21 protein-coding genes and 2 tRNA genes are annotated in these 22,057 nt (G+C 56.1%); 15 read left to right on the forward strand and 8 right to left on the reverse strand.

The annotated features are described in order from the left end of the window. Nucleotides 1-164: 164 nt before the first annotated feature. From HEQ61_RS08200 to HEQ61_RS08220, 5 genes are read left to right on the forward strand one after another with little or no spacing between them, the layout of a single operon-like run. The gene (locus tag HEQ61_RS08200) at nucleotides 165-1,340 is read left to right on the forward strand and encodes a hypothetical protein (RefSeq protein ID WP_168020651.1); all 1,176 of its coding nucleotides are present in this window, start codon (nucleotides 165-167) and stop codon (nucleotides 1,338-1,340) included. Next, nucleotides 1,331-2,686: a hypothetical protein gene (locus HEQ61_RS08205; RefSeq protein WP_168020653.1), complete on the forward strand. Its 1,356-nt coding sequence runs from the start codon at nucleotides 1,331-1,333 to the stop codon at nucleotides 2,684-2,686. Before HEQ61_RS08200 ends, HEQ61_RS08205 begins: the two co-directional genes overlap by 10 nt. Continuing rightward, nucleotides 2,677-3,780 carry a glycosyltransferase family 4 protein gene (locus HEQ61_RS08210; RefSeq protein ID WP_168020655.1) on the forward strand — a complete coding sequence of 368 codons (1,104 nt, stop codon included), beginning with the start codon at nucleotides 2,677-2,679 and terminating at the stop codon, nucleotides 3,778-3,780. Before HEQ61_RS08205 ends, HEQ61_RS08210 begins: the two co-directional genes overlap by 10 nt. Next, a complete protein-coding gene (locus HEQ61_RS11525) occupies nucleotides 3,777-4,724 on the forward strand; it encodes a glycosyltransferase family 9 protein (protein ID WP_168020657.1) in 948 nt (315 codons plus the stop codon). The genes HEQ61_RS08210 and HEQ61_RS11525 overlap by 4 nt, the downstream gene beginning before the upstream one ends. Beyond that, nucleotides 4,712-5,839 carry a glycosyltransferase gene (locus tag HEQ61_RS08220; protein WP_168020659.1) on the forward strand — a complete coding sequence of 376 codons (1,128 nt, stop codon included), beginning with the start codon at nucleotides 4,712-4,714 and terminating at the stop codon, nucleotides 5,837-5,839. Before HEQ61_RS11525 ends, HEQ61_RS08220 begins: the two co-directional genes overlap by 13 nt. On the opposite strand, the gene HEQ61_RS08225 is transcribed toward HEQ61_RS08220, so the two are convergent. Beyond that, nucleotides 5,770-6,531 carry a WecB/TagA/CpsF family glycosyltransferase gene (locus HEQ61_RS08225; protein WP_245183211.1) on the reverse strand — a complete coding sequence of 254 codons (762 nt, stop codon included), beginning with the start codon at nucleotides 6,529-6,531 and terminating at the stop codon, nucleotides 5,770-5,772. The genes HEQ61_RS08220 and HEQ61_RS08225 overlap by 70 nt on opposite strands. 152 nt (nucleotides 6,532-6,683) lie before the next feature. Between HEQ61_RS08225 and HEQ61_RS08230 the strand changes: the two genes are divergently transcribed. Next, nucleotides 6,684-9,368, forward strand: coding sequence for a hypothetical protein (locus HEQ61_RS08230; protein WP_168020663.1), 2,685 nt, complete (start codon nucleotides 6,684-6,686; stop codon nucleotides 9,366-9,368). Nucleotides 9,369-9,400: 32 nt separating this feature from the next. On the opposite strand, the gene HEQ61_RS08235 is transcribed toward HEQ61_RS08230, so the two are convergent. Further along, nucleotides 9,401-9,877 (reverse strand): ArgR family transcriptional regulator, encoded by a 477-nt coding sequence (locus tag HEQ61_RS08235; RefSeq protein ID WP_168020665.1) that lies wholly within the window; start codon nucleotides 9,875-9,877, stop codon nucleotides 9,401-9,403. A 121-nt stretch (nucleotides 9,878-9,998) separates the two neighbouring features. Between HEQ61_RS08235 and HEQ61_RS08240 the strand changes: the two genes are divergently transcribed. Genes HEQ61_RS08240 through argH form a run of 5 tightly spaced genes read left to right on the forward strand, consistent with a single transcriptional unit; the run spans nucleotide 9,999 to nucleotide 14,496 of the window. Beyond that, entirely contained in the window at nucleotides 9,999-10,739 is a 741-nt protein-coding gene (locus tag HEQ61_RS08240; protein ID WP_209315684.1) for an ABC transporter substrate-binding protein, read from the forward strand. Continuing rightward, the gene (locus tag HEQ61_RS08245) at nucleotides 10,739-11,371 is read left to right on the forward strand and encodes an amino acid ABC transporter permease (protein ID WP_209315685.1); all 633 of its coding nucleotides are present in this window, start codon (nucleotides 10,739-10,741) and stop codon (nucleotides 11,369-11,371) included. The genes HEQ61_RS08240 and HEQ61_RS08245 overlap by 1 nt, the downstream gene beginning before the upstream one ends. Further along, a complete protein-coding gene (locus HEQ61_RS08250) occupies nucleotides 11,358-12,026 on the forward strand; it encodes an amino acid ABC transporter ATP-binding protein (protein WP_168020669.1) in 669 nt (222 codons plus the stop codon). The genes HEQ61_RS08245 and HEQ61_RS08250 overlap by 14 nt, the downstream gene beginning before the upstream one ends. After that, on the forward strand, nucleotides 12,023-13,255 hold the full coding sequence (locus HEQ61_RS08255; protein WP_168020671.1) for an argininosuccinate synthase: 1,233 nt from the start codon (nucleotides 12,023-12,025) through the stop codon (nucleotides 13,253-13,255). The genes HEQ61_RS08250 and HEQ61_RS08255 overlap by 4 nt, the downstream gene beginning before the upstream one ends. Beyond that, nucleotides 13,252-14,496: an argininosuccinate lyase gene (gene argH, locus HEQ61_RS08260; protein ID WP_168020673.1), complete on the forward strand. Its 1,245-nt coding sequence runs from the start codon at nucleotides 13,252-13,254 to the stop codon at nucleotides 14,494-14,496. Before HEQ61_RS08255 ends, argH begins: the two co-directional genes overlap by 4 nt. 60 nt (nucleotides 14,497-14,556) lie before the next feature. On the opposite strand, the gene HEQ61_RS08265 is transcribed toward argH, so the two are convergent. Further along, a complete protein-coding gene (locus HEQ61_RS08265; RefSeq protein WP_168020675.1) occupies nucleotides 14,557-15,402 on the reverse strand; it encodes a type II CAAX prenyl endopeptidase Rce1 family protein in 846 nt (281 codons plus the stop codon). 175 nt (nucleotides 15,403-15,577) lie between these two features. Between HEQ61_RS08265 and HEQ61_RS08270 the strand changes: the two genes are divergently transcribed. Together HEQ61_RS08270 and HEQ61_RS08275 are read left to right on the forward strand one after the other, a co-directional pair. Continuing rightward, nucleotides 15,578-16,396 (forward strand): DUF2927 domain-containing protein, encoded by an 819-nt coding sequence (locus HEQ61_RS08270; RefSeq protein ID WP_209315900.1) that lies wholly within the window; start codon nucleotides 15,578-15,580, stop codon nucleotides 16,394-16,396. Continuing rightward, nucleotides 16,389-17,279, forward strand: coding sequence for an RNA methyltransferase (locus tag HEQ61_RS08275; protein ID WP_168020679.1), 891 nt, complete (start codon nucleotides 16,389-16,391; stop codon nucleotides 17,277-17,279). The genes HEQ61_RS08270 and HEQ61_RS08275 overlap by 8 nt, the downstream gene beginning before the upstream one ends. Before the next feature lie 2 nt (nucleotides 17,280-17,281). Here HEQ61_RS08275 and HEQ61_RS08280 read toward each other — a convergent pair whose 3' ends face one another. Next, nucleotides 17,282-17,956, reverse strand: coding sequence for a hypothetical protein (locus HEQ61_RS08280; protein ID WP_168020681.1), 675 nt, complete (start codon nucleotides 17,954-17,956; stop codon nucleotides 17,282-17,284). 237 nt (nucleotides 17,957-18,193) lie between these two features. Here HEQ61_RS08280 and HEQ61_RS08285 point away from each other — a divergent pair, with 237 nt between their 5' ends. Further along, nucleotides 18,194-19,129, forward strand: a complete 936-nt coding sequence (locus HEQ61_RS08285) for a formate/nitrite transporter family protein (protein WP_168020683.1) — start codon at nucleotides 18,194-18,196, stop codon at nucleotides 19,127-19,129. Nucleotides 19,130-19,298: 169 nt separating this feature from the next. Next, nucleotides 19,299-19,913 (forward strand): 30S ribosomal protein S4, encoded by a 615-nt coding sequence (gene rpsD, locus HEQ61_RS08290; RefSeq protein ID WP_168020685.1) that lies wholly within the window; start codon nucleotides 19,299-19,301, stop codon nucleotides 19,911-19,913. 115 nt (nucleotides 19,914-20,028) lie between these two features. Here the strand turns inward: rpsD and grxD are convergent, their stop codons facing one another. From grxD to HEQ61_RS08310, 4 genes are all read right to left on the reverse strand, one after another. Then, on the reverse strand, nucleotides 20,029-20,364 hold the full coding sequence (gene grxD / locus HEQ61_RS08295) for a Grx4 family monothiol glutaredoxin (RefSeq protein WP_168020687.1): 336 nt from the start codon (nucleotides 20,362-20,364) through the stop codon (nucleotides 20,029-20,031). 177 nt (nucleotides 20,365-20,541) lie between these two features. Then, nucleotides 20,542-20,618: transfer RNA gene (locus HEQ61_RS08300), tRNA-Pro, on the reverse strand. A gap of 123 nt (nucleotides 20,619-20,741) precedes the next feature. After that, nucleotides 20,742-20,818, reverse strand: a tRNA-Pro gene (locus HEQ61_RS08305). Between the two features lie 96 nt (nucleotides 20,819-20,914). Beyond that, nucleotides 20,915-21,946: a polyprenyl synthetase family protein gene (locus HEQ61_RS08310; RefSeq protein ID WP_415877254.1), complete on the reverse strand. Its 1,032-nt coding sequence runs from the start codon at nucleotides 21,944-21,946 to the stop codon at nucleotides 20,915-20,917. Between the last annotated feature and the right edge of the window lie 111 nt (nucleotides 21,947-22,057).

The following is a 22,057-nucleotide window of genomic DNA, read 5'->3' on the forward strand; positions in this document are numbered from 1 at the left end:
TACATCTCTTTGGTAGAAAATAGACGGATTTGTTATCACAATGATGGTGAGTGGTGAAGAATTGTGTGCCGGAATAACAGACAATGAATTCATATGGATGGACGAAACATGAACGTCACGGTTTGAACTTTCGCAAAAGATTTTTCCCGGATTCATTTCACGTTATGCGCGTTGTGTTTTTGCGCCATGGAGCCCTTCTTCCGCGGTCGATTCTTTTCCATGTCTGTAGTGGCTGTATTGTCTTTGGCTTGTCTGTCTTGGCTGTTGCTGTCTTTTCTCCAGAAGATCATGGGCGGTTTGCCCTTTTGCTGTCGGGAATGTGGGTGGGTGTTTCGATTCTAACCGCCGTGTTTCTGGATCCCTTCAGCCAGCGCGGGCGGTGCGGTCGCACGCATGGACGCATGTTACAGGCTATCTTCGGCTGGTTTGGTCTTTCTGCATTCCTGCCTGGTATCCTGATGGTTGGGTTTTCAGATACGCAGTGGTTTGCCCTGCCGGTTTCCGGTTTCTTTCTTTCCCCCGGTCTGGCGACTGTTTTTTTGCACCGCCGCCTTATGCAGGCTGGTATCTGCACAGGTCCAAAGGTGTGGATCTGGGTGGGGCTGTGTCCACTGGCCACCTGTATTCTTGTTCTGTCGGGTGATCTTACGCCGCATAACCTGGTCTTGGTTCTGTCAATAACGAGCATCGGATGTCTGGCCCATTTTTCGCCTTTGCGCGTGCGTGTGCTGAAGAGTGTATTGGCGTGGCATGTGCGCAAGGGGATTTGCCTGGTGCTCGCGTTGCCTGTTGCCTTGGTGGTGCAGCAAGGGCCTGTGCTGGTTGTTGCAGTTTTTCACGGTCCGGAAGGGGCTGGCGACTGGCGACGTGTTCAGCTTCTGATGATGCCTGTCCTGCAGGGCATGGCATTCCTTGGAGGGTATCTACAGCCACGCCTTGCCCGGCTGGTGCGTGAAGAACAGAAAAGATTGGCCAAGGCACGTGCGCTTGTCTTTGGAGTGAGCCTGTCTGGATTATCCTGTCTGTGGTGCATTGGTCTTTGTTTCGCCGGAGATGATCCAGGATCCTTGCGTGTCCTGTTGCCAGCCCATGGCATTGGCGTGGCAGATGGTGTTCTGGCTTGTACCTACCTGGTGGCTGCTTCACTGGCAGCTGCTGCGGGTATCTTTGTGCGTGCCAAGCAGGATAATGCACGGGTTTTTCTGGCAACCCTCTGTGCTGGCGGTATCTGCATGGCTGGTTTGCCGCTGTGTGCTCCTTATGGCATCGCTTGCCTCCTTGCTCTTCTGGCGTTGTCGTACGCTACAAACGCGGTGGTGTTGGCATGGCCATGGCGATAGTGTTGCTGATTGGCTTGGCGTACAGCAGCCTGTTGTTGTACGCGGCCTGCGGTGAAGGACACCGTTTCAGTGCAGCGTTGACAGGCTTGGCCATCAATTATGGTTTGCGTCGTCTTCTGTTTCTTGACCCGTGGCTGGGGCAGAGCGAGCTGGCTTGGTATGTTCTGATTGTAGTAGCGGATGCCTTTATTGTGCTTGTGTTCTTTCTGGGAACGGTGAGCGGCAGATCTGTTCCCGCAGATTGCGTAACAGATTATTTGGTCTTTGCCCTTCTTGCCTTGACCTTGGGGCTTGCTCTGCTGGATCCCCGCGTCCCATGGATGGTGCGTTTTGCGCACTGGAAAGAAGAGTACGGTTGTCTGATTTTTTATTTTCTGGTCCGGCAGTGTGGACCAGCAGCCGGAACACGTTACGGCTTGCCCCTGTTTCTGGTCATTGCGGGGCTTGTTTGGGGGGGCATTCAGATGATGGACGGGCCGGGTATGCTGGATCTGGCCTGGATTGAATCCGGACGGTCCGTTCTGGCTCGTGGTGGTGCCGTTGGCGTGACGGGCGCTCATGGCCTGGGGAATCTGGAAGCCGGGTGGTTACGCCCGTATGCCTTTTTTGGCAATGGAACGGATATGGGCGTCTTTATGGCATTTTCTTGGGTTTTATGTCGCCCCCGTCCCGGCGGGGTGGTTGAGATTCTGGCACGCACAGGGTTGGCTGCTTTGTGTGCGGCCGGTACGGTTCTCACCATGGTGCGCTTTACATGGGTTGTGCTGGCTGGTGCCATGCTGGGCAGTATTCTGGGGCGGTTACGATCTGTCCTGGTTCGTGTACTGGTGCTGCTGCTGATCGGGATGGTATCTGTTCCCGGTCTTGAGGCTATGCAGGCTGTTGCGTTCCGGTGGGAACATACCCACAGCCTTGTGGGCCGGATCTTTGTAACGGGAACCTATCTGCAGCGTTGGCATGCGCAGGTGGCTTGGCTTGAGCATGTGCTCCATAATCCGGGTGTCCTCCTTGTTGGGTACGGGTTTGGAGCCAGCGGCTCTGCCATGACCAAGTTCGCCCCGGAACAGAGTCCGCATGCGGGAGAGGTCTACCATCACAGCCGGGCCATGGATCTTGTCGAAGACGGAGGAATGGCCCTGCTGGTTCTGGTGATGGCTATATTGGTATCAGCCAGTCGTGGCAAGGGGCGTGATGCCTTGGGGCAGGGCATGGTGTCCTTTGCCTGGTCGCTGATGCTTGCATCTGTGTTCCTGGGGGGTAAATCTGTTGTGTTGGCAGCCTTGTTCTGGAGTGCGCTGGGTTTGGCGGTCAACCGGCGGCGCTGCACGATTATGCCATGCGTCTGATGTTGGTTACGCAATCCCTGCGCCCCTTTGGATCTGGGCAGGATGTCGCTGTCTGGCGCTTGGTGCGGGCTTTGGCGTCACATCCAGCAGTACGCCTGACGGTTGTCACGGCTGTTGCCGACAAGACCACCCTGCCGCCGGGAATACGCTTGATTCGTTTACCCACTCTTCCGGTCTGGCATGGATCCTTACGATTTCTGACTTTCTTGCTTGTCTGGTGGATGGCCCGTCGCTGGCTGCGGCGGGGAATGGACTATGTCCTGCTCGACAGTCCCCTGTACGGCGGGGGAGATGCTGCTCTGGTCCATTTTCTGTCATCAAGCTGGTATCCACGTCTTGCTGTCATTTCTGGTCTTGCCGGATGTGTCCGCTATTCTCACGAGCGGTGGCGCCACTGGATCGCCATGACGCTGGAGCATTTTGTCCTTCACCCGTCCCGGGCTGTCTTTCTGTTCCCTGTGTCTACATCCTTGGCCCTTGATCTAGTCCGGAAGCACGGCATATCTCCGGACCGGATACACGTTGTGCCGAATGCATCGGATCCGTATTGCTTTGTTCCCGCAATATCTCCTCCCAAGGGATCAACACGCATTCTGTTTGTCGGTGGAGCTTGGCATCGCAAGCGTCTTGACCTCGCCATTATGGCTATCGTTCCGTTGGCAAATGATGTGGTTCTGGATGTTGTCGGGGCAGGTCCTGTATCGCGCTGGATGGCTTTCGCTGAACGTGCTGGTGTTGGGCATCGTGTTATTTTTCACGGATTACAGCGCGATGTTGTTCCGTTTTACCAGCAGGCTTCGGTTGTGCTGATCCCGTCGGATTATGAAACTGATGGCCTGGTTGGCTGGGAAGCCCTGTGCTGCGCAGTTCCCGTGGTGGCAACACCATCCGCTGCGGTTGGTGGTTGGCTTGTGAATGGCGTAACAGGAATAGTGGCAGAAACCGTTCCCGATATGACCCGTGCCGTGCAGCAGCTTCTTGCCAATCCGGATCGTTGTCGCCGTATGGGCCGCGTCGGGCGCTGGTTGGCTTGTCGTCGGGCACCGGATCGCGTTGTTACCCGTTTATTAGCCAGGATCAGGCTACACACGTGACACGTGTTCTAATTGCACGGGTTGGGGGTATGGGGGACAGCTTGGCCTTGTTGCCTGTTCTTCTGGCCTTGAAGAAAGATCGTCCGGATCTGGATATAACCGTCTTGTTATCGCCTATTGGAGAAACTGTCCTGAATCCGGTACTGGATCGTGTGCGCGTTGTCACCGTGCCACGGGCTTCCCTGTCCGGCATAGCGGGTTTGCGTTGTCTTCCCGCACTGGTGAAGCAGGTTGGGCGTCAGGATAAAGCGTTGTTGTCGTATGATGAAACAGCGGCGGTTCATGGTGTTGCGGCATGCGTTTCTCCATGCCGTATCGGCTTTGATTCTGGCATCAGCCGGGGAGAATACCTGCTGACACATCGCTTGCCATTTGATCCGCACCGCCCTGTTTATGACATGCTGTATGACCTGGCCCGTTTCATGGGGGGCGTGTGCCCTGTTATGCGTTTGGCCCGTTTGCCCGGACGTGTGGAGGGTACTACTGCCTATGGGGAGCTTCATGTACGAGCCGCCACGTCCTTGCAGGAATGGGATGGCATGCATCAGCTTGCCCCGTATCTGGAAGCTGTGACGGGATTCCATTGGCTTGTCCGTCGTGGTGTTGATGACAGGCGTCCCCTTGGTGACTTTCTGGCCGGGATAGCCGGTGCCCGTGCTGTGGTCAGTGTGCACAGTGGCCCGCTGCATCTGGCATCCGCGCTGGGTGTACCGGTTGTAGGGATTGCTGGCCCGACAGCACGGGCTTGGGATCCCCCCGGTGTTCCTGTCCTGCGTCTTGGGCCAAAGTGTCAGCCCTGTGGTTTGCCTGGTGCACCGGCAAGAGTTTGTTGGCGTGGTGATCATGCCTGTTTGTCGCAGCTCTTGCCCCGCATGGTCATGAAGTCCCTGTTACCGGTTTTGCATGCACAGCTCCAAGGTACGGTGTCGCCATGCACGTTTTGATGTTTCATGCCCGCTATCGCCTTGCGGGAGGCGAAGATGTTTCGGTTGAGCTTGATGCCACACGTCTGCGCTCTGCCGGTGTTCAGGTTACGCAGATGATTGCACCCGCCCTGGGGCGTTGTGGAACGGTGTGGCCCGGCGTATGGGGGCATCGTGTTGCCCGTATGCTGGAGCACGGTTCATTTGATCTGTTGCACGTCCAGAATTTCTTTCCGGCAGCGACAACGGCCGTACACCATGCTGCTTTTCATCGTGGCATTCCCGTTGTCCAGCATCTGCGTAATGCCCGTCTGCTGTGTCCATCTGCAACATTGTGGCGGGGTGAAGGCTTGTGTGTGGCTTGTCGCGCTTCCCCTGTTCCGGGGATTTATCATGGTTGCTGGCGTAACAGCCGAATGCAGACTTTGTTGTCTGCGTGCATGGTGCGTTGGCAGCGCAAGACTTGGGACCAAGTTTCTGCTTTTGTTACGCCCTCGGCTTTTTTGCGCGACATTCTGGCCCCGGTCCTTGATCGCAGCAAAGCGGTTGTGGTGCTGAATAGTGCGCCGGATCTGGTGCCCTGTCCCCCTGCACAGCGCAGCGGAGTTGTGTATGCAGGGCGCTTGTCACCCGAGAAGGGGGTTGATGTTTTTCTTCAGGCTGTTCGGGCACTTGATCCCTCTGTCCCTGTTAGCATCTACGGGACCGGACCGATGGAGGCTGAGGTTCGGGCCTGTGACCGGATCAAGGTCTATGGGCATGTACCGCTTGAAGACATCTATCGTGCGATGGAGAAGGCGCAGGTTGTTGTGGTTCCCTCTCTCTGGCCGGAGCCTTTCGGGCGTGCGGCACTGGAAGGCATGGCTGCCGGTGCAGCTGTTGTTGCCTCGGCTGTCGGAGGGCTGCCCGAGGTTCTTGGTCCCACAGGTTTCCTTGTTCCACCCGGGGACCCAGATGCCTTGGGCGTGGCGATTCAGATGGCCTTGGTTGAGTATGCTGCCGTCGGGACTGATGGTTATCGACGTGCGCGATCCTTGTTCACCAGTATAGATCCGTTGCTGGAGGTTTATCGGCGCTGTATTGAACAGAGTTCCAGCAAGGCCAGCCAGCTGAACCGCGGGACAGTTTTGACATAGCGGGGTATCAGGCGTCTTGGTTCCATGGCCATCCGCCACAGCCATTCCAGCCCGAGTGGGTGTAAAAAGCGCGGTGCTTGGCGTACTGTGCCAGCCAGAAAATTGAATGCGGCACCAACCCCCAGGATCACCTTCGCATTCAGGTAAGGGTGATGGGCTGCAATCCATATGTCCTGTTTGGGCGTTCCCAGGCCAACCCACAACAGGTCGGCATTCATGGCATTCAGCTTTTGGATCAGCCCGAAATCCAAGCGTGACCCATCCGTAATATCCGGTGTCAGCATGCCGGCGACAGACAGGTTCGGGAAGGATGTGGCAAGCTTTTCCGCAACGCCCGGTGCTCCACCCAGAAAAGCATGTCTGAGCGGGGTCTGTGTTTTAAGAGAACACAGAATGTGCATGATATCCGGTCCATAGGCGCGCTGGGCGGAGGCATATCCCCGTGCGCGGGCGATCCAGACCAAGGGCATGCCATCGGGCAGGACCAGATCGGCCGCGTGCTCCAGTTGGCGTATGTCTTGTATGTCCCGCCCGGCAAGCAGGCTGTGTGCATCTCTGAACAGGACAAGAGCCGGATATTCTTGTTTGCCTTGTGCCCAGAGCACGATCTGCCGTGCGGCCTGATGCGGAGAGAGAAGTGACAGGGGGCACCCCAGAATGGACAGCTGTGTCCGTGGTGTGGAAACCGGCATAGGCAGCACGGCATGACTCTTGTTGAATTGTCTCGGAAACACGATACTGCGCAGATTATATTGATCCGGCAACAATTTTGCCCGACTGTAGTAGTGTTTCTGTTTCAGGGCATGAGATACAGATACCCGGAGCGGAGCGGGCAGGAGGTGTCATGACCGATAATGTGCAATCGGACGAGCGCGAGGCAGGAGAGATCTGTGTTGATCCGGTCCAGCCGCGGATCGTGCACTTCAAGCTTCAGGCTCCGCATCCCGGTGCGCCTTCTTCCGGGCAAGGTCAGGGTATGGATGGAGCGGGTACCGCAGATGCGCAGTCCGTTGGTGGCAGTGTGGATGCACCAACGCCTGTTCGTCCGGCTCTCCTGCCTGATACCGGTTCTGCCCCTGAATTGTCTGCAGCGTCTGCCCTGTTATCCGATGAGCCGGAATCCCCGTTTGCTATACGGTTTGCCACCCTGATCAGTCTGGTGTGGACATCGGTTGGGGCTTGGTGGGGCAGTGGTGTTTTCGGTCCCGTTCCGGATCTGGGGCGTTTGCCGCCAATTGAGGTGGCGGCCTTGTCGGCTGTTTATGTTCTGCCTTTGATGTTTTTGTGGCTTCTGGTCGCTTTCTTCCGGCGTGGTGCGCAGATCCACCGCGAGGCACAGGTTCTGCGTGCCCAGTTGGCCTTGCTGACGTACCCGGCAGACCATGCGAAGAACCAGGTTGCGACGGTGGCCGGTGCTTTACGGGCGCAGGCCATAGAGTTGTCGGAAGCAACCTATGCCGCAGCAAGCCAGGCTTCTGTCCTGCGCGATATCCTGGGGCGCGAAACGCGCGAGCTGGCGCATATGATCCAGGACGTTGATACCCGAACAACTCCGGCGCTGGAGCGCGCAGCCAGCCAGGTCCGCCAAGTTTCGGAGCTGGTGGAGAAGGTCCGGGACGTCACGGCCACTCTGGATTCCTCCCTGTCACATCACTACGCGAGTTTGACTGAAGCTGCCCGCCAGGCCGACACCTCGGCGGAGGGATTGGCAGCGTCACTGGGGCGTCAGTGTGAGCAGTTGGCCGTTCTTGGTACAGATCTGGCCGAGCGCAACCGGGTTGTTGATGATCTGGTAACGCGTCAGGATGCGTTACTGGCTTCTGCCAAGGTCTCTGCAGATACCTTCAATCACGCTGCAACCACTCTGATGGTGGGTGCCGCCAAGGCAACGCACGGCCTGACCAAGCGGGCAGAGGCAATTGACAACGTTATCCTGACCATGACGGAGCGGGCGCGTTCCCTGGCTGACGCCACCGCTGTCGTAATACAGCAGATGAATGAGCTGGGTGATGGTGTGGACCGCAGGGCGGATGTCCTGCACAATCGCCAGCAGGACATTACCCGCAGTGCACATGCCGCTGCTCAGGAACTTGATGCAGCGGCTGCTACGGCGATTGGCGATTTCAATGCATTCCGTGATGTGACAACGGATGCTCTGGAGGGAGCCCACGCCGCTGCGGCGGCCATTCGTGATACGGCAGCTCATGCAGAAGGCGTGCGTCGCCTTTTGCATAACCAGGCCAAGGGATTGGAGGATGCCGCCCGTCGTATGGGAGAAGAGGTCCGCAATACGGGTGTAGCCTGTGACGAGCAGGGGCAGATGGTATCGCAGGCAACGGATCGGGCAACAGAGCGGATTCGTCACTTGGCTGATCTTCTCAGTCGCAGTGCTGTTGATATTACCCGGACAACAGCGCGTTCGGTTGTCGAGATCGAGACTGTGACCGAATCCATGAAGCAAAGTGGCGGCGCGGCCATAGATGCCTCGCGGGAAATCCAGGAAGCGACGCGTGCCGTTGCAGCTGAGTCTGATCATGCTGTCAGCCGTGTTCGGGCTGCGACCGATGGTATGGCAAGCGGGGTCAGTGCCCTTGCTGCTGCCGGGCAGGCATTTGGTGATGAAGCTGCCCGGATTGGCGAGGCTGCGAATGCCACAATTGTGACCATTCGCACGCTTGCTGCTGACTTGTCTGCTGAAACCCGCCGGTTTGGCGAGACGGCGGATGGTGCCCTGTTGCGTGCTGATGCCGTTCGTGGTGCCTTGGCTGCGGCCTTGGCCAGTTTTGAGGCCACCATCGATGGTGGTGTTGAAAGGGTGGAAACGGCTGGTGTTCGTCTGACCAGCGGAGCGAATGACTTTGCTGTCTCTGCCCGCACAACGATGGAGACCCTGAACGGAGCCGGGGGTACGTTACGGGCGCAGGTTGATGCCTTGAGCCGTGCAACCGATGAGGCGGCGGACAGGTTGCAGGGTGTCACCCGCTCACTGGGGGAGAGCGGTGATATTGTTGCCCGGATCAGCGCTACGGTGACTGAAAAAGCAAGTCGGGCCGGTGATGAGTTTGCGCGACGCGCAAGTGCGCTGGCCGCTGCAGCCGAGGAGGCCAAGGAGCGCGCCAGCGAGTTGATGGTTGTGCGTCAGGATGTTGATGTTCAGCGATTCCTGACCGAGACATCGTATGTGATTGAGCGCCTTCAGGCTACGGCGGTGGACATTACACGACTGTTTACGCCATCGGTGGAAGAAGATCTGTGGAAGCGTTTTTACAAGGGCGAGCAGAACGTTTTCCTCCACCATGCTGCCCGCACGATTACGCGTTCACAGGTTCAGGCCATCAAAAAGCTGTACTCCGAGAACCGCGAGTTTCGTCAATACGCATCCCGTTATGTCACCGAGTTTGAGTCTCTTCTGAAGGGGGCAAGAAGTAATGATCGTGGTGATGTGCTGACGGCTGTCTTCACCAGTTCCGATATGGGGCGTCTTTATATCGTGCTGGCGCGTGCGATTGGTCGTATAGGTGGGGATTGATCAAGAGTGAACAGGGTCTGATGGACCCTGTTTTATATTTTGGGGATCTTCGGGCGATCAAGGTAGGGAAAGTCAGCGCACAGATGGTCCAACGTCACTTCCAAGGCTGATTTGCTCTCGATAATGATCAGAATGGTGTCATCACCGGCAATGGTCCCCAGGATTCTTGGGTGGTCGCTGTCCTTTCCTGATGAGGGCTGTACGTATTTCTGATCAAGGGCATAGGCAATGCTGTTTGCCTGTCCTGGGTGTGTGTGCAGGACGATAAGCCCAAGGGCCGAGACCTGTATGCCCTTGATGACAGGAAGGGTTCCATGAAAAACCTCAAGGCTTTTGTACTGCCCTGATACTTTTGCAATGTTCAGCTTCTTCAGCCGCCGTGAAAGGGTGGCTTGTGGAATCCTGTAGCCTCTTTTCTCCAAGATCTCCTGAATTTCACTTTGTTCATAGATGGAATGGCTTTGGATAATATTCAGAATATGCCCATCAAGGGCGGGTTCATGCGTCATGTTGCGGTCCTTTTTTGACTTTGCATTCATGTTTTTGGAATTGTAGCCGAATTGCCCTTGACGCCGCAATGACCGCACTCCTATAGTCATAAAATGAATATATAATGAGTGAGGCTCCGTTGTGAGTAAGGTGCTGTCTGCCGTTTTTATTGCTTTATCCCTTATTTCAGCATGTTCTGATGAGGACCAGTCTGAAGTAATGCGCTTCGCAACCTCTGCGGAATATCCACCTTTTGAATACAGGGAAGGTGATGAAATAAAGGGTTTTGACATTGATCTGGCCCGCGCTGTTGCTGCCAAGCTGGGCAAGACTGCTGTTTTTGAGGATATGCAGTTCAGTACTGTTCTAGCCGCGCTTCAAAGTGGAACTGTCGACGCGGCTATCTCGACCATCAGCATTACAGAGGAACGCAAGAAAAGTTTCGATTTCTCAAGAAGCTATTATACGGAAAGTCTGTCGGTTGTTTATCCTCTGCAAACGCCTGTTTCTTTTATTGAGGCCTTGAATAACAAGACGATTGCCTGCCAGCTGGGCTCGACTATGGAGATCTGGTTGAGAGAGCATGTGCCTGGTGCTGACATCGTGGCAATGGATAACAACAACCAGGCAATAGAAGCCTTGAAGGCCGGGCATGTTGATCTGGTTTTCATTGACAGTATCCAGGCGGTGGAATTTGCTACCAGAAACCCGGTTTTGGGATCTTCGGTGATCAGTCGCTCCGATACGGGCTATGGCATTGCCTTCCCAAAGGGGTCGCCCCTTCATGCGCGGGTTGATCAGGCGCTGACAGAGCTGGAAGAAAGCGGCGAGCTTGCGCGGCTGAAACAAAAATGGCTTGGGGATTCAGCATGGAAGAGCTGATGTCCCATGTCCTTTTTATCGGCAAGGGCGTTGCCCTGACCCTGCAACTGCTGTCAGGGGGGCTGTTGCTGGGTTTTTCACTGGCCGTTGCGATCAGCATCCTGAGGTTCAGGGGCTTCGGGGTTGTGGTGATTGACCGGTGGGTTTCCGTTCTTCGGGGGACACCACTTATCCTGCAGCTTGCTTTTGTCTACTTTGCTCTCCCGGGTGTCCTTGGGATCAAGTTCAGTGTGCTGACGGCTGGGATAGTGACCTTTGGCCTGAATGCATCCGCTTACATCGCCGAAATTTTGCGCTCGGGTATCGAGAGCCTGCCCCCCGGGCAGTTCGAGGCATCTCGCGCCTTGGAAGTCCCGACTTTCTACATGTGGAAAGATATTATTCTCCCTCAAGTTCTGCGCAATGTTTTCCCGACCTTGGTGAACGAGGTCATTGCCCTGCTCAAGGAAACGGCGCTGATTGGTACGATCAGTGGCCTGGATATCATGCGGATGGCCCAGATTCTGGGGGCAGAGCGTTTCACCTACTTCCTGCCGCTGTGTATTGCGGGTGCCTATTACTACCTTCTGGTTCTCTTGATCGAGTATTTGGGCCGCAAGGTCGAGAAGAGAGGCTTTTATGCTCAGGCTTGAGACCGTATCGAAATCCTTCGGGAGTGCAGTGATTCTGGATTGTTTGGATCTGGACATTGAGAAAGGCAGTATTGTCGGCTTGGCAGGCCCGTCGGGTAGCGGGAAATCAACCTTGCTGCGTCTTCTCCAGAATCTGGAGAAGCCAGATTCCGGTGTCATTCACTGTAATGGCCGGACAGGATTCATGTTTCAGGATTTCCAGCTTTTTCCGCATATGACGGTTCTGGACAATGTTCTTTATGCACCACGGTTACGGGGAAAGGGGGCTGCGTGTCTTGAGCGTGCCTCCGTTCTGCTGGAACACTTGGGGCTCACGTCAAGGATTGCAGCGTATCCACGCCACTTGTCCGGTGGGCAGAAGCAAAGAGTTGCGTTGGCCCGTACCTTGATGATGGAGCCGGATATTGTGCTGTGCGACGAGCCGACGTCTGGTCTTGATGTGGCCTCGACATCCGGCGTGGCGGAGTTGCTTGGCTCTGTCCGGGATATGGGTGTGACCATGGTTATTGCATCCCACGACCTTGATTTTCTGACCCGTGTTGCCGACCGGGTTGTGCTTCTGAGAAACGGCAGGATTGCCGTGGATACCCTTACCTCCGATCTGGGTGACCTCGTTGGGTATCTGGAATCTTTTTATCAGGAACAGGAAGAATGAAAGACAATCCGGACAAAATCGTTCTGGCCTATTCGGGCGGCCTTGATACCTCTGTCATGATTCCGTGGCTGAAGGAGCATTACCCGAATGCCGAGATCACCGCTGTTACCGTCGATCTGGGGCAGGGGGAAGACTTGCAGGCCATCCGTGACAAAGCATTGCGGACAGGGGCTGACCATGCCGTTGTTGTGGATGTTCGCAAGGCGTTCGTAACGGATTATGTGTGGCCCCTTGTCAAGGCAGGTGCTTTGTACGAGGAGCAGTATGTCCTGGGGACTATTTCCCGCCCCCTGATTGCGCAAAAGCTGGTCGAGGTGGCCCGTTCCACCGGTGCATCGGCTATTGTGCATGGCGCGACCGGGAAGGGAAACGACCAAGTTCGGTTTGAGTACACCATTAATGCGCTGGCGCCGGACATCAAGGTCATTGCCCCCTGGAGGAGTTGGTCCATCACATCCCGCCAGGATGCCATTCGCTATGCCCGGGCACATGGTGTTGAGGTGTCGGTCAGCCCGTCATCGCCTTATTCCCGCGACCGGAACATCTGGTTTGTCTCTCATGAAGGGGGATGCCTGGAAAGGCTGGATACGGGGCAGCCCGATGACGTGTTGCTGATGACAGAGGTATTAGAGAAAGCGTCTGCTGATGCAGAGTTTCTTTCTCTTGAGTTTGTGCAGGGGGTGCCGGTTTCGCTGGATGGTGTTCCAATGGATCCCGTATCCCTTCTTTCTGCCTTGAACGTGCGTGCGGGCAGGCACGGCATCGGGGTCGCTGACATTATTGAAAGCCGCCTGGTTGGCATGAAGGTAAGGGGCATTTACGAATCACCTGCTGCTGCCGTTCTGTACAAGGCTCATCATATCCTGGAAACAGCCTGTCTTGACCGGGCCATGCTGCGCTTGAAGCAATCCATGAAGCCTGCCTATGCTGATCTGGTATACGAAGGGCAATGGTTCTCCCAAAGTCGGGAGGCACTGGATGCCTTTTTCAGTGAAACCCAGAAGAACGTGACAGGGACCGTCACCGTGCGCCTGTACAAGGGGAATGTTCAGTATGCGGGCTTGAAATCTCCCTGCAGTCTTTATAATGCGGACTTGGCTACGTTCGAGGAAGACAGCCTGTATAACCAGGCCGATGCGCAGGGGTTCATCAATCTTTTCTCCTTGCCGGCCAAGGTGTATGGAATGGTGCACCGGCAGTCCAGAACGCGGGAGGAGGTTCCGGTATGACCAACGCAGTCTGGGGTGGGCGTTTCCGCAAGCCGATGGACCCGAATGTTGCCCGTTTCAATGCATCCCTGCCGTTTGACTGCCGCCTGTATCGGTTTGATATCGAGGGCAGCCGGGTTCATGCGCGCATGTTGGCCCGGCAAGGGCTAATTACGCAGCAGGATGCTGACGACATAGATGCAGGTCTGGTTGAGATCCTTGTGGAACTGGAGCAAGGGGGAATTCCATCTGATTCCATGGCTGAAGACATTCACATGTTCATCGAGCAGCGCCTGATCGAAAAGACTGGTGATACCGGCAAGAAGCTGCATACCGGGCGGAGCCGTAATGATCAGGTTGCGCTGGATTTGCGCCTGTATGCCCGTGATGCCGGACAAAAGGTACAAGGATATCTACAGGCCGTACATGCAACCTTGTTGGAGCTTGAGAAGCGTCACATCAACGATGCCATGCCGGGGTATACGCACCTGCAGCAGGCCCAGCCTGTACCGTTGGGGCGGTGCTTCGGGGCGTGGGCTGCCATGTTCGGGCGTGATCTCGGGCGGTTGAAGGATTGGACAAACCGGATGAACCAGTGCCCCCTTGGGGCAGGTGCCCTGGCTGGTAGTACCTTGCCGCTGGACCGTTCCTTTGTTGCATCCGAGCTTGGCTTTGATGGCGTTATTGAAAACACGATTGATGCCGTCAGCGACCGCGACTACATCATCGAGTTTCATGGCGTGGCTGCTCTCGTGATGATGCATCTGTCACGGCTTGCCGAAGACATGATTGTATGGGCCAGCACCGAGTTTGGTTTTGTTGTCCTGGATGATGCTTTTTCAACCGGATCATCCTTGATGCCCAACAAGAAAAATCCCGATGTTTTCGAGCTTGTTCGCGGAAAGAGCGGGCGGGTGTTCGGGAACCTTATGGGTATGCTGACGGTGATGAAGGCCCTGCCGCTGAGCTACAACAAGGATATGCAGGAAGACAAGGAAGGTTTGTTTGATACCGTCGATACCTTGGTCGCATGCCTTGGGATCATGCCGACCCTTCTGAAGTCTCTTACCTTCAGGACGGATGCAATGTGCCGCGCGGCAGAGTCAGGTTATCTGGATGCAACCCGCATTCTTGAGGACTTGGTGCGACAAGGCGTTCCCTTCCGTGATGCCCATCACCGCGTTGGTGCCTGGGTGGCTGAGGCAATGGACAAGGAATGCCCCTTGCGTGAGGTTATGGAAAAGAAGCAGATGACATCCTGATCATGGCAGGTATGAAACAGGTGGGCGGGCTTGCAGGCCCGCCCTTTTTTCGACCAGGTTTCAGGTGGCACTCGCCAGGATGGGATAGGTAAACAAGCTAAAGTGGATGAGGTTCAGGCCAAAGTGAGTGACCACAGCAGACCGTAATCCCCCCGCACGCCATGCCAGGCCATAGCCAATGCCGGCGACAGTTGCCAAGCTGATCCAGACCATTCCACCGCGGTGGTAGGCAAGCCCGAACAAGAGCGCGGCAAGAACCAGAGCCAGTGTTTTTCCGTACCGTTTGTGGCCCCAGAGGCGTTCCATCCCTCCCTGTACAAAGCCTCTGAAGAAAGCCTCTTCGGCCATTGAAACCAGAAGAAGATTGTTCAGTGCCCACAGCCATCCCCATTCAGGCCATTTGGGTGCCCAGGTTATACTGTCGGTGATAAAGCCGAGGCCCAGGCATACGGATACCGTTCCAGCCAAGACCAAAGCTGTCTGTATCACGGGATGTTTTGTATGGGGTCCGGCAAGGCACCAGGGAAGGAACAGCATGAGCCAGAACCCGACCAGTGGCTTGTCCAGGTTCAGCCACAGGCTTGCCGGGGCGGCTCCCTCTGACAGCACATCAGACGTGATGACTTCAAGGTTCTCGAATCCCGGTGCCCTGTGCAGGGCAAGGACCGTTGCTGTGAGTGTAAACAGGACGAAGCCGGCGGCCCGGATCCAGTGTTCCCGTTGAATCAATACAGCGCTAAGTCCCAGAAGAAGGACAGGAACCAGAGCCGGAAAGTCAAGGTGCCCGTTCAGGGTTGCTGCACCATAGCCCGCAATCAGCAGGGCATATGACAGCGGGCGGAAGCGGTCGGGCAGCCATAGCAACGCCGCACCGGCAAACAGAAAAAGCCATGGAATGAGGTTCATCAAAAGATCGTGCCTTGCTGTGGTCTGGTGAACAAATACGTGGGCATCGAAATCTTTTACCATCAATGATTGACCCCGCAAGGGGGATTCTGTCCCGGTATTCTCACAGATGTCTTGAATGCAGCCGTGTCTTTGCTTCACCTTGCAGCGATGGCAGCAGAAAGGTGGTACTGTGATGCGTTCTCCCGGTTATATCATGTTCCGGAATGTGGTGTTCCTGACGGTGGGGTTGGTCCTCGCGATGTTTGCCCTTGCCTGGTTCTCGGCGGTGGGTGGCCGTCATCAGGGATCACCGGAGCCAGAACAGGTTGTGCGGCTTTTTGATTCCGTTGCCTTTTCCGGGTTTGGGGAGCAGGGCCCGACGGGGCAGGGGCCTGTGCTTCGGCGCTGGACGGTCCCGGTTACTGTAGGTGTACGGGGTCAGCCGCTGGGGCGTGATGATGACGAGCGTCCCTGGACTATGGCGTTGCGGGAGTATGTCACAGCGTGGAACAGCGTTCGTGGTCTATCTCTTTCCGTGGTTAATTTGCCTGTTACAGAGGATTCTCGTCGCCTTCTGGAAGACCCGTCCGATGCCTCCTTGCGTATCCTGGTTCTGCCAGAGCAAGCCTTGGCCGATCTGGCGTTTCAGAATGTGATCCCGCGTACCCATGCGGCTGAACTGGCTGATCGTCGCCGTGGTTGTACCGTACTGGGCGCAGAAGGGCCTGCCTTGAGCAATGTTGTTCTGCTGGTTCGCGATGATGTGGGGCGTTCAGCGCGTGCCACATGTCTGGGGCATGGTTTGGCCAAGGCCCTAGGATTTGGGATTGATGCCCGCACGGCATCTGATGTATTCCGCAGTCGTCCTGACGGGCTTGGATTTCTTCCTGCCGGTCGCATGGTGGCAGAGCTGGTCTATGACCCCGCTTTTGTGCCCGGGCAGCCCCGGCATGATATTTTGCCATTGATACCGGAATTATTGGAGCAACGAGGAATGATCGACCATGAGTGATATTCCGGCCGAGGCTGGATGGCGGGAACGCGGCAGGGCCTTGTTGCCAAAGGATGTAACGGCTGCACGGGGGGTGACGCCGGCCATTATCCTGGTGGAGCCCCAGCTTGGAGAAAATATTGGGACCTGTGCTCGCGCCATGGGGAATTGTGGCTTGGGTGATTTGCGTCTGGTGCGTCCCCGGCCTGATCATTTGACGGAACGGGCCCGGGCGGCGTCTTCCGGTGCCGATGCGGTTCTGGAGCAGGCCCGTATCTATGATTCGACCGAAGATGCCGTGGCTGACCTTGTACACGTTTATGCAACGACAGCGCGGCGGCGTGACATGATGAAGCGTCTTGTAACCCCGCGTCAGGCCGGGGCTGAGATGCGTCTGGCATTGGCAGCCCAGCCATCCCAGCCAGCCGGGATTTTATTTGGCCGGGAACGGACAGGGCTGGAGAACGACGATGTTGCACTGGCATCTGCTGTCATGGAAATCCCCCTTAATCCGTGGTTTTGTTCCCTGAACTTGGCCCAGGCAGTTTTGCTTGTCGGGTATGAATGGTTTACGGGCCTTGATGAAACCCCGTCCGAGCGCCCCCCTGAACGGCAGTCTTCCTTGGCGACACAAGAGGAACTGTCGGGTCTTTACCAGCATCTGGAGCGGGAGCTTGATGCCAGCGGCTTTTTACGCGTTCCCGAGAAGCGTCCGGGTATGGTGCGGAATATTCGTTCTATCTTTGCCCGCAATGGCCTGAGTTCGCAGGAAGTACGTACTCTGCATGGCATCGTGCGGGAGCTGCGCTGGGGGCGTCGTCCCGATCGTCCGCCCCGCAACAGCAACGGAAGCAACACTCCACCGGACTTTCATTCCGGGGCAGGTGATGCAGAGCCTGAATAGGGTCAGGTTGCAGCGCTGCTACTTTCTGAGGCGCCATAGCCGGCGCCCCCCTCGCTGGTCAGGCGGCCGAGCATGTAATCGCGCAGGATATTGGCGCCAAGCTGTTCCCATGGCGGCAGGATCAGGTTTTGCAGGGGAAGATCGGGCAGCATGCTGAACGAGTGGGAAAGCGGCATCTCGGCCTTGCCGATCAGGATCAGGGTGCGGGGCAGGGCCGGGGCTGCCGCTACAAGGCGTTCAACCAGCTGTGCATGGCGGTCCCGTACCCCGGTCAGAAGCAGGGGTTGGACGTTGCTTTGGCCCATTGCATCGATAATTTGCTCCAGCGTCATGTTGGCCATGGCCCGTATTGGCGCAAAGACAGGGCTTGAGAGCTTGCACAGCAGCGTCGGGTAGAGAAGCTCGACGTCAAAATACCAGATCCCCGGGCCTGTTTTGGGAACAGGCAGCATGGCCTGAAACATCAGGTCTTTCCAGACCGTGGACAGCATTTCCCTATGTGGCTGTGCAGCCGATACGGCGTGGACCGGAATCGCGTGATTACAGCGGTCTTCGCGGGCAATGCCCTGTACCTGTTGTGCTGGTTTGTCGGCCAAGGTTGTCGGTTCGCCGCCCTGGTGCAGCCAGGCAATACCATCGGTCCAGTGAACGCCATAGCAGTCTGCTGTCTGTGTCATGGAAGTACCCTGCCGCCCGGTTCTGCCTGCATAGAGCTGAAAGAGTACCATTTCCCCGGTTTGTCCTCATAGCGGGGTGTCAAGCCGTTGTCCGTCTGGTCACGGCTTGGCGCATGGGGGCATTGCTTGTTCTGCAGGTTTCCTTTCCCGCAGCCCGGATTAATATGCCCAAAAATAATCCGGGTATAGCATTCCATGCTGTACCCCTCTTTTTGAGTGTTCCACGGAGAGTATTCCATGAACCACACCGTTCAGGCTGTCAGTCCCACAGCTGTCAATGAGCAGATCCCTTGTGTGCCTTTGTCCTCATCCTACTCGACGCCTGATGTCTTGCCTCCGGACCTGCTCGCCCGGCAAAACGAGGACCTTGCATACAAGAAAGCGGTGAACAGTCTGTCGGGAAAAATGATCCAAGGGATCCTGGCGGGTATTTTTATCGGGGTCGGTGTGCTTTTCGCCACGGTTGTCATGTCGGGTGATCGGCATTCAGCCTTGCCCTACGGGGTTACCAAAATGCTGGGAGGCATCTGTTTTACCGTCGGGCTTTCCCTAGTTATGCTGGGGGGCGGTCAGTTGTTTACCAGTGATTGCCTGATAACCATGCCTGTTGCCAGCAGGCGTCTGAGTTTTGGGCATATGGTGCGTTCATGGACAGTGGTGTGGTGTTCCAACTTTGTCGGTGCTGTGGCCTTTGCCGGTCTGATCTTCCTTGGTGGACAGTACATGCAGGGGCATGGTGTTGTCGGTGCAAATGCTCTTTATATTGCATCTGCGAAGGCATCTCTGCCAGCCAGCCAAGCTTTTTTTCTGGGCATTCTGTGCAATATCATGGTGTGTATGGCTGTCTGGATGGCCAATGCAGGTCGTACAGTAGCTGACAAGATTATGGTGATTGTGTTGCCTATTGCCGGCTTTGTCGCCGCAGGGGGAGAGCACTGTGTAGCCAATATGTACTTTATTCCCATGGGGTTGATGATCGAGTACGGAGCTCCTGATTCCTTCTGGATGGATATCGGACAATTGGCCGTGGACAGCCGCCCCCACATTGATGTGGTTAGCGCCCTGCAGAATCTTGGTGTCGTGACATTTGCCAACATAATTGGTGGTGGTGTTTTTGTGGGTGGCGTATACTGGAAGCTGTTCAGATCAGCCCGGAACCGGTCTTGCGGCTGATTCATCATTTGACATCCCGATATCGATCGCGATAATGCCAGCCTCCATTTCCGAGAATGTGGGCATGGTTTTTGGTTTGGATGCCTTGCCCCGCCGCCCGTTTCGTATGTATCCGGGGCCGGACTATCGGGACAACAACGTATAGATTTTAAAAGGGCAACGACCTGTTATGTCGAAGCGTCATTCCGCAAAGTACAAGATAGACCGCCGCCTTGGCGTCAACCTCTGGGGCCGCGCCAAGTCTCCGATCAACAAGCGTGAGTATGGTCCGGGGCAGCATGGCCAGCGTCGCAAGAAGCCTTCGGATTATGGCACTCAGCTGATGGCCAAGCAAAAGCTGAAAGGCTACTACGGTAATATCAGCGAGAAGCAGTTCCGCAAGTATTACGCCGAAGCCGTGCGTCGCAAGGGAGATACCTCCGAAAACCTGATCGGTCTTCTGGAGCGTCGTCTGGATGCCGTTGTGTACCGTATGAAGTTTGTGCCGACCGTGTTTGCGTCGCGCCAGTTCATCAACCACGGCCATGTGCGCGTGAATGGCCGTCGGGTCAACATCCAGTCCTATATGGTCCGTGAAGGTGACGTTGTGTCCGTCCGTGACAAGTCCCGTGAAATGGCTTTGGTCATGGAAGCGGTCGCTTCATCTGAGCGTGATGTTCCTGAGTACATGGAAGTGGACGCCAAAGCGCTGAAGGGTACGTTTGTTCGTACGCCGAAGCTGGCTGATGTTCCTTACCCGGTGCAGATGGAGCCCAATCTGGTGGTCGAATTCTATAGCCGCTAAGGCATTCGACCCACTTGATGCAAAAAAGCCACCCGGAAGGGTGGCTTTTTTTTATGCGCGGGACCACAAGAAAACCGGGCGCTGCTGGTATTGCGGCAACCCGGTTCAATGTGAATCAGGAATTGACGGATATTCCCTTGTCCTGGAGCACTTTGACCAGCTCGCCGTTTGTTGCCATTTCGCGCACGATGTCACAGCCGCCGATGAATTCGCCCTTTATGTACAGCTGGGGAATGGTCGGCCAGTTGCTGAACTCCTTGATTCCCTGACGAAGTTCATCGCTATCCAGAACGTTGATTCCTTTAAAATCAACGCCGAAGTGATTGAGAACCTGAACGACAGCAGCGGAAAAACCGCACTGCGGAAAGTTTGGGGACCCTTTCATGAACAGAACGACGGCGTTCTCGTCGATGTCGCGCTGGATGTCCTTGAAAATCGGATGATCTGACATGATATCGTCCTTGTCTGGCGCATTTGCGCCGTTTTCCAAACAGATGTGGTGTGAAGGATATGAGGTGATGCGGCGGTTCCGTCAACAGGGTAAACAATACGTTCCCCCTGTTCGGGTTGCCCGCATTAGAAAGGTTGATGGAAAGTCCCTGATTTCCCCCTGCTTGGGGCCGTAATCTGGTCGGAGTGAGAGGATTCGAACCTCCGGCCCCTGCCTCCCGAAGACAGTGCTCTACCAAGCTGAGCTACACTCCGTTACATTGCAGCGCCAAGGCGTGTGCTTATAACGTTCCCGAATTTCCCTGGCAAGAACAATTATCCGGGAGCATATCCCTTATTCTGCAAAAAAAGCACCGCTTGAAGGCGGTGCTTTTGAAATGGTCGGAGTGAGAGGATTCGAACCTCCGGCCCCTGCCTCCCGAAGACAGTGCTCTACCAGGCTGAGCTACACTCCGCTATCCGTATATCCCTGAGGCTATCAAGGAAGGTGCTTATAGCCTTACCGGAACAGTGCAGCAAGGCATCATTGTTTGCATGTTGCAGATTTCCCTTTACCAAGCCCGGCTGATGCAAAAGCCAACAATATCGCGGAGTGCTTGATGCATTGGGGAGGGCGGGAAAATCTTCAGTGTTTCCTTTGCCTGCTCGCCGTATTCACGGGCCCGTTGCGCCGTTGCTTCCAAGGCACCATGGCGTCTCATCAACGCCATGGCCTGCTCCAGATCTCCGTCATGCTGCTGTAGCTCCCCGAGCGTCCGGCTCCAGAATGCACGTTCGTCACTGTTGGCCTGTTGCAGGGCCAGGATAACCGGCAGGGTAATTTTGCCCTCACGGAAATCATCGCCAACGGTTTTCCCCAGGCGTTCCTGATTGGCAGAATAATCAAGGCAATCGTCCACGATCTGGAATGCCAGCCCCAAGGCCATGCCGTATGCGTAAAGAGCATTGGCCTCGGCATGTGTGCGTCCGGCAACCTCTGCGCCAACCTTGCATGCGGCTGCAAACAGTTCTGCTGTCTTGCCGCTGATGACAGCCAAATAAGATTCCTCGGTTGTGTCAATGTCATTGGTGGTGATCAGCTGCTGTACTTCGCCTTCTGCAATGATGGCAGAGGCACGGGACAGGATGCCCAGGACGGGCAGGTTGCCAACTTCGACCATCAGCTCGAAGGCCCGGGAGAACAGAAAGTCCCCGACCAGAACGCTGGGCTTGTTACCAAAAAGGGCGTTGGCGCTGGCCTGGCCACGACGGAGGATGCTTTCGTCCACCACGTCATCATGCAGCAGTGTGGCCGTGTGGATGAACTCTACGCAGGTTGCCAGGCGAACGTGGTCTTCTCCATCCTCATAGCCGCACAGACGCGCGCTTGCCAAGGTCAGCATCGGGCGCAGACGCTTGCCCCCGGCCGCAACAAGATGGCCTGCCAGCTGGGGAATGAGGGCAACCGGGCTTTGCATGCGCTGGACAATTGTCTCGTTGACGCGTTTCATGTCATCGGCAACAAGGTCGCTCAGCACATCCAGGGCGTTGGTATCTCCCGTCTGCGGACAGGCTATTGTTTCGGCGTTTGGTGGGTTGGTCACGGCCAATCCTGAATAATCTGGAGGAGTTACAGTGTGCGCCGGAGCATAGGATTTCAGCGCTGTTGCGGTCAAGGAGCAATGCCTCTGTGGTCATAAATGCTTTTTGTGCGG

The organism is Haematospirillum sp. H4485, assembly GCF_012102745.1.
Classification (GTDB): Bacteria; Pseudomonadota; Alphaproteobacteria; order Rhodospirillales; family Rhodospirillaceae; genus Haematospirillum.

What these genes read in the sequence shown, in the direction of transcription:
- HEQ61_RS08200 (WP_168020651.1), top strand. Translation starts at nt 165, where the DNA reads ATGCGCGTTGTGTTTTTGCGCCATGGAGCCCTTCTTCCGCGGTCGATT.
- HEQ61_RS08205 (WP_168020653.1), top strand. Translation starts at nt 1,331, where the DNA reads ATGGCGATAGTGTTGCTGATTGGCTTGGCGTACAGCAGCCTGTTGTTG.
- HEQ61_RS08210 (WP_168020655.1), top strand. Translation starts at nt 2,677, where the DNA reads ATGCGTCTGATGTTGGTTACGCAATCCCTGCGCCCCTTTGGATCTGGG.
- HEQ61_RS08220 (WP_168020659.1), top strand. Translation starts at nt 4,712, where the DNA reads ATGCACGTTTTGATGTTTCATGCCCGCTATCGCCTTGCGGGAGGCGAA.
- HEQ61_RS08225 (WP_245183211.1), bottom strand. Translation starts at nt 6,531, where the DNA reads ATGCCGGTTTCCACACCACGGACACAGCTGTCCATTCTGGGGTGCCCC.
- HEQ61_RS08230 (WP_168020663.1), top strand. Translation starts at nt 6,684, where the DNA reads ATGACCGATAATGTGCAATCGGACGAGCGCGAGGCAGGAGAGATCTGT.
- HEQ61_RS08235 (WP_168020665.1), bottom strand. Translation starts at nt 9,877, where the DNA reads ATGACGCATGAACCCGCCCTTGATGGGCATATTCTGAATATTATCCAA.
- HEQ61_RS08245 (WP_209315685.1), top strand. Translation starts at nt 10,739, where the DNA reads ATGTCCCATGTCCTTTTTATCGGCAAGGGCGTTGCCCTGACCCTGCAA.
- HEQ61_RS08250 (WP_168020669.1), top strand. Translation starts at nt 11,358, where the DNA reads ATGCTCAGGCTTGAGACCGTATCGAAATCCTTCGGGAGTGCAGTGATT.
- HEQ61_RS08255 (WP_168020671.1), top strand. Translation starts at nt 12,023, where the DNA reads ATGAAAGACAATCCGGACAAAATCGTTCTGGCCTATTCGGGCGGCCTT.
- argH (WP_168020673.1), top strand. Translation starts at nt 13,252, where the DNA reads ATGACCAACGCAGTCTGGGGTGGGCGTTTCCGCAAGCCGATGGACCCG.
- HEQ61_RS08265 (WP_168020675.1), bottom strand. Translation starts at nt 15,402, where the DNA reads ATGAACCTCATTCCATGGCTTTTTCTGTTTGCCGGTGCGGCGTTGCTA.
- HEQ61_RS08270 (WP_209315900.1), top strand. Translation starts at nt 15,578, where the DNA reads ATGCGTTCTCCCGGTTATATCATGTTCCGGAATGTGGTGTTCCTGACG.
- HEQ61_RS08275 (WP_168020679.1), top strand. Translation starts at nt 16,389, where the DNA reads ATGAGTGATATTCCGGCCGAGGCTGGATGGCGGGAACGCGGCAGGGCC.
- HEQ61_RS08280 (WP_168020681.1), bottom strand. Translation starts at nt 17,956, where the DNA reads ATGACACAGACAGCAGACTGCTATGGCGTTCACTGGACCGATGGTATT.
- HEQ61_RS08285 (WP_168020683.1), top strand. Translation starts at nt 18,194, where the DNA reads ATGAACCACACCGTTCAGGCTGTCAGTCCCACAGCTGTCAATGAGCAG.
- rpsD (WP_168020685.1), top strand. Translation starts at nt 19,299, where the DNA reads ATGTCGAAGCGTCATTCCGCAAAGTACAAGATAGACCGCCGCCTTGGC.
- grxD (WP_168020687.1), bottom strand. Translation starts at nt 20,364, where the DNA reads ATGTCAGATCATCCGATTTTCAAGGACATCCAGCGCGACATCGACGAG.